This window comes from Kitasatospora sp. NPDC058190 (assembly GCF_042883685.1).
In the GTDB taxonomy this organism is placed as follows: Bacteria; Actinomycetota; Actinomycetes; order Streptomycetales; family Streptomycetaceae; genus Kitasatospora.
Window position 1 is genome coordinate 1 of sequence record NZ_JBHVVI010000242.1, and the last position, 4,938, is coordinate 4,938.

Here is a 4,938-nt window from a genome sequence, read left to right on the forward strand (position 1 = left end):
GGCACCCCGCCACGGCGTCGGGAAGACCGTCAAACGCGAACCCACGCTCGAAGCCCACCGCGCCAAGATCGCAGCAGCCGCTTAAAAATCAAGCTGAGCCTCCGGCACCTCGGCGCCGGTGATGTAGAAGGCCGTCGGCAGGTCCACCACCAGCGCCTCGACCTGACCGTTCTTCAGCGCCGCCTTCGCCAGGTCGTTGGAGTCGAACACGGCCGGCTGGCTGCTCGGCTTGATGGTGTTGGTGATGGTGTCCAGGCTCGTGGTGCCGACCTGTGCACCCAGCTTGGCGCCCTTCAGGTCCGCGATGCTCTTCGCGTTCGCCGCCTTGGAGTTCTTCAGTGCGATGACGGCCTGGCGCACGTCGTAGTAGCCGGAGGAGAAGTCCACCGCCTGCTTGCGCTCGTCACTGATGGACACCTGGTTGATGTCGAAGTCGAAGTCCTTGGCGCCCGGCGCGGTCGCCTTGCCGAACGGCGCGACCACCCAGCTGACCTTGTCCTTGGGGTAGCCCAGCTTGTCCGCCACGGCGTACGCCACCGCCGACTCGAAGCCCTTGCCGTTCTCGGGCTTGTCCTCGGAGAACCACGGGTCGTAGGCCGGCTTGTCGGTGCCGACGGTCAGCTTCCCGGCCGTACGCGTCGCGAGCGCCCCCGGGGCGCAGCCCGCCGCGGTGCCGGCCGCGCCCGAGGCGGCGGCCCCGTCGGACTTGGCGTCCTGCGGCGCGCACGCGGTCAGCGCGGCGGCGACCACCAGGGCGGCGAGGGGCAGTACGACGGACGGCTTGCGGAGGGTCATGGCAGCACTCCAGTGGAAGGACGGGGCAGGACCGGGCAGGACGGGAGTAGACGGGAGGGCACGGCGACCCGGGCCGGGCCGGGCGTGCCGCGCCCCGGCGGGTCACTTCCCCCGGTGGCGGCGCCGGGACACACACGGCATGGTCGGCGTACGGGCCCGTGTCCGCGGACGGGTCGACAACGCGGCCGGGGCGATCAGGTGACCGGATCAGCGACGCGGCCGGGTCAACAACGCGGCCGGGCCGACCGCCGGGGCGACAGGTGGATCAACAACAGCAGCGACCACGACCGCGGCGGCCGCGCGTGCGGCGGCAACAGCCGGTCTGCCGACAGGAGGGCAGCCGGAACGGGCCGTCGTGGCGTTCGGCCACCGTGATCACCGCCGGGAACATGCCGGGAGGTTCGCATCAGAGCGCCGCATCTGTCCAGGACATCCAGATCACCGTCCACATGCCGGACAAGCCGCGCCCCGGTGCAGGTTTTCGGGCCGCAGCCGGGGCGCGCCGGAGTTTTGCCTGTCCTGACCCCCTTGAACGGGAGAACCTTTCGTACTTATGGTGTCCCCGTTGAAATAACTCCTGTCGAAGTGAGTCCACGATGCAGAATCTTTCGCCAAGGCTCGCTGCGGCGGCCGACGCCCCGGTCTCGACCCTCGCCGCCCACCCGGCGTGGCTGCGCCTGAAGGAGGCCGTCGAGACGCTGCGCCCGCTGCAGTCCAAGGACGGCTCGATCGACCTGTCCGCCGTCCAGCGGCACACCGTCGACCCCCTGGTGGCCACCGTCCGGGCCGCCGTCGAGGAGCTCGCTCCGAAGTTCCCGCACGCCGCCGCCTACCTGGCCGCCGTCGACGCCGACCTCGCCAAGTGGGCCGACACCGGCTACCGGGAGCCCGACTTCCTGGACTCGCTGCTCGCCTTCCAGCCCGCCGACCAGCGCGAGGACGGCCTGGAGCACCTGGTCGTCTTCCCGATGTACACCCAGAACGGCAACCCGAACCGCAACCTGGAAGCCGTCCTGCTGCAGGTCGTGTGGCCCGACTGGCTGGCCGAGCTGGAGCGCACCCGCTTCGACAACCCGATGTTCGTGCCGATCACCTTCACGGACTTCACGGCCGGTTACGACACCAACTCCGCCGTCCTCTTCCCCGAGACGGTCGCCGTCCGCAAGGCGCCGGAACGTTTCACCTGGGGCGGCATCTTCTGCGACCGCGAGGCCGCCCGCTTCCGTGCCGTCTCCACCAGCGCCGTCCAGCAGCTCGGCCTGGAGATCCCCGCCGACGCCGAGGGCCTGCTCGAGGACCAGCACCGCGCGCAGGAGACCTTCGTCCTGTGGGACCTCGTCCACGACCGCACCCACAGCCACGGCGACCTGCCGTTCGACCCCTTCATGATCAAGCAGCGCAGCCCGTTCTGGATGTACGGCCTGGAGGAGCTCCGCTGTGACCTCACCACCTTCAAGGAGGCGGTGAAGCTGGAGACCGAGGGCAACCCGCACGCCCGCGACGTCCAGTACGCGATCCTGTTCGACCGCCTGTTCCGCTTCCCGGTCAGCGGTGACCGCGTGCGCAACTACGACGGCCTCGGCGGCCAGCTGCTCTTCGCGTACCTGCACAAGCACGACGCGCTGCGCTGGCGCGACAACCGCCTCAGCATCGACTGGGACCGCGCCCAGCAGGTCACCAACGCGCTCTGCGGCGAGATCGAGACCCTGTACCGCGACGGCATCGACCGGCCCAAGCCGGCCCACTGGATCGCCGCCTACCAGCTGGTCTCCCGCTACCTCACCCCGCACCCGGCCTCCACCTGGGCCAAGGGCCCGGAGGCGCTGCCGCTCGACATCACCGACGGCAAGGCCCTCAACAAGGCGCTGTGCGACGCCGTGCTCCCGGACGAGTTCCCGCTGAGCATGTTCTACGAGGCCCTGTCCAAGAAGCTCGGCGGCGTCATCGCCGCCACCGCCGGCATCACCGGCGCAGGCATCCAGGGAGTTGCTGCGTGACCACCACCCCCGACACCAAGCTGGCCGGCAAGGTCATCGCCGTCGCCGGGGCCAGCGGCCCGGCCGGCCAGGCGGTGCTGCGCCGCCTCGCCGCGGGCGGCGCCACCGTGATCGGCGCGGACATCGACGCCCAGCGTCTGGAGTCCGCGCTCGACGCCACCCGCATCGCGGTGCGCGGAGCCAAGGTCAGCGGCCAGGTGATCGACCTGCTCGACCCGCAGGAGGTCCACGACTGGGCCGACCACCTGGAGGCCGAGCACGGCCACGTGGACGGTCTGTTCCACCTGGTCGGCGGCTGGCGCGGCAGCAAGACCTTCTTCGACACCCGCCTGGATGACTGGGACTTCCTGCACGACACCGTCGTGCGCACCCTCCAGCACACCTCGCTGGCCTTCCAGCCCGCGCTGGTCCGCAGCCCGGCCGGCCGCTACGCGATGATCTCCGCCGCGGCCGCGCACAAGCCCACCGCGGGCGGCGCCGCCTACGCGGCCGCCAAGGCCGCCACCGAGGCCTGGACCCTCGCCATGGCCGACTCCTTCAAGAAGGAGACCACCTCCCCGGACGGCGAGCCCACCGCGGCCGCTGCCATCCTGGTGATCAAGGCGTTGGTCAGTCCTGAGATGCGGGCCGAGAAGCCGGAGGCGAAGTTCGCCGGCTTCACCGACACCGCCGACCTCGCCGGACACCTGGCGGACCTCTGGGACCGCCCCGCAGCAGAACTGAACGGACAGCACCTGTGGCTGACAGCCCGATGACCGAGCTCACCCGTACGGACGCGGTACGGCGGCACGACCCCGCCGTCCGCGGCTTCGCCAGCGACAACTACGCCGGCGTGCACCCCGAGATCCTCGCCGCGATCGCCCTCGCCAACGGCGGCCACCAGGTCGCGTACGGCGAGGACGACTACACGGCGCACCTGCAGGACGTGTTCCGCCGCCACTTCGGCGAGAAGGCCGAGGCGTACCCCGTCTTCAACGGCACCGGTGCCAACGTGGTCGCCCTCCAGGCGCTCCTGCCGCGCTGGGGCGCCGTGGTCTGCGCCGAGACCGCCCACATCCACGTGGACGAGGGCGGCGCCCCGGAGAAGATGGGCGGCATCAAGCTGCACCTCGTCTCCACCCCGGACGGCAAGCTCACCCCCGAGCTGCTCGACCAGCAGGCCTGGGGCTTCGGTGACGAGCACCGCGCCCAGCCGCTCGCGGTCTCCATCACCCAGAGCACCGAGCTCGGCACCGTCTACACCGCCGACGAGATCCGCGCGATCACCGAGCACGCCCACCAGCTGGGCATGCTCGTCCACGTCGACGGCTCCCGCCTGGCCAACGCGGCCGCCTCGCTCGGCCTGCCGATGCGCGCCTTCACCACGGACGTGGGCGTGGACGTGGTCTCCTTCGGCGGGACGAAGAACGGCCTGCTGCTCGGCGAGGTCGTGGTGGTGCTCAACCCGGAGCGGGTGCGCAACATCAAGTACCTGCGCAAGACCTCGATGCAGCTCGCCTCGAAGATGCGCTTCCTCTCCGTCCAGTTCGAGGCGCTGCTCTCCGGCGACCTCTACCTGCGCAACGCCGGCCACGCCAACGCGATGGCCAGCCGGCTGGAGGCGGCGGTCCGGAAGATCGACGGTGTCGAGATCGTTCGCCCGGTGCAGGCGAACGCGGTGTTCGCGATCCTCCCGCGCGAGGTGAGCGAGCGGCTGCAGAAGCGTTACCGCTTCTACTTCTGGAACGAGCACACCGGTGAGGTCCGCTGGATGTGTGCTTTCGACACCACGGAGGCCGACATCGACGCCTTCGCGGCGGCCATCGCCGAGGAGATGGGCCGCGCCTGACGGTGTTCCATCTGCGGATCGTCCCGTCCTGCGACAGCAGGGCGGGGCGATTTGCATGTGGCGGGTCGGTCCCCGTACAGTTCCGGAGTCGCCGAGGGAGACCGGGGCGACAAAGCGGAAAGCGAATCCGATGAATGAAACTCCGGAAAACGGAGCGGAAAACATCTGATAAGCTGGAAACACGAAAGAACGAAGCGCCCGGAGGGCCCGCTGAAAGGCGGTTCGAAGGAAGCGTCCGTTCCTTGAGAACTCAACAGCGTGCCAAAAGTCAACGCCAGATATGTTGACATCCCCGGCCTCGATCGTTTGATCGGGGTT

The 4,938-nt window shown here is 69.8% G+C and carries 3 protein-coding genes and 1 pseudogene; 3 read left to right on the forward strand and 1 reads right to left on the reverse strand.

The genetic code is table 11. The annotated features are described in order from the left end of the window. Window positions 1–90: 90 nt before the first annotated feature. Window positions 91–795 (reverse strand): annotated as a pseudogene (locus ACFVWU_RS44210) (ABC transporter substrate-binding protein); the annotation flags it as partial. Window positions 796–1,391: 596 nt separating this feature from the next. On the opposite strand from ACFVWU_RS44210, the gene ACFVWU_RS44215 reads away from it, so the two are divergent. From ACFVWU_RS44215 to ACFVWU_RS44225, 3 genes are read left to right on the forward strand one after another with little or no spacing between them, the layout of a single operon-like run. Continuing rightward, on the forward strand, window positions 1,392–2,792 hold the full coding sequence (locus ACFVWU_RS44215) for a DUF6421 family protein (protein ID WP_387632231.1): 1,401 nt from the start codon (window positions 1,392–1,394) through the stop codon (window positions 2,790–2,792). Beyond that, window positions 2,789–3,547 (forward strand): SDR family NAD(P)-dependent oxidoreductase, encoded by a 759-nt coding sequence (locus ACFVWU_RS44220; protein WP_387632233.1) that lies wholly within the window; start codon window positions 2,789–2,791, stop codon window positions 3,545–3,547. Before ACFVWU_RS44215 ends, ACFVWU_RS44220 begins: the two co-directional genes overlap by 4 nt. Then, the gene (locus ACFVWU_RS44225; protein WP_387632236.1) at window positions 3,544–4,620 is read left to right on the forward strand and encodes a threonine aldolase family protein; all 1,077 of its coding nucleotides are present in this window, start codon (window positions 3,544–3,546) and stop codon (window positions 4,618–4,620) included. Before ACFVWU_RS44220 ends, ACFVWU_RS44225 begins: the two co-directional genes overlap by 4 nt. The last annotated feature ends 318 nt before the right edge of the window (window positions 4,621–4,938 follow it).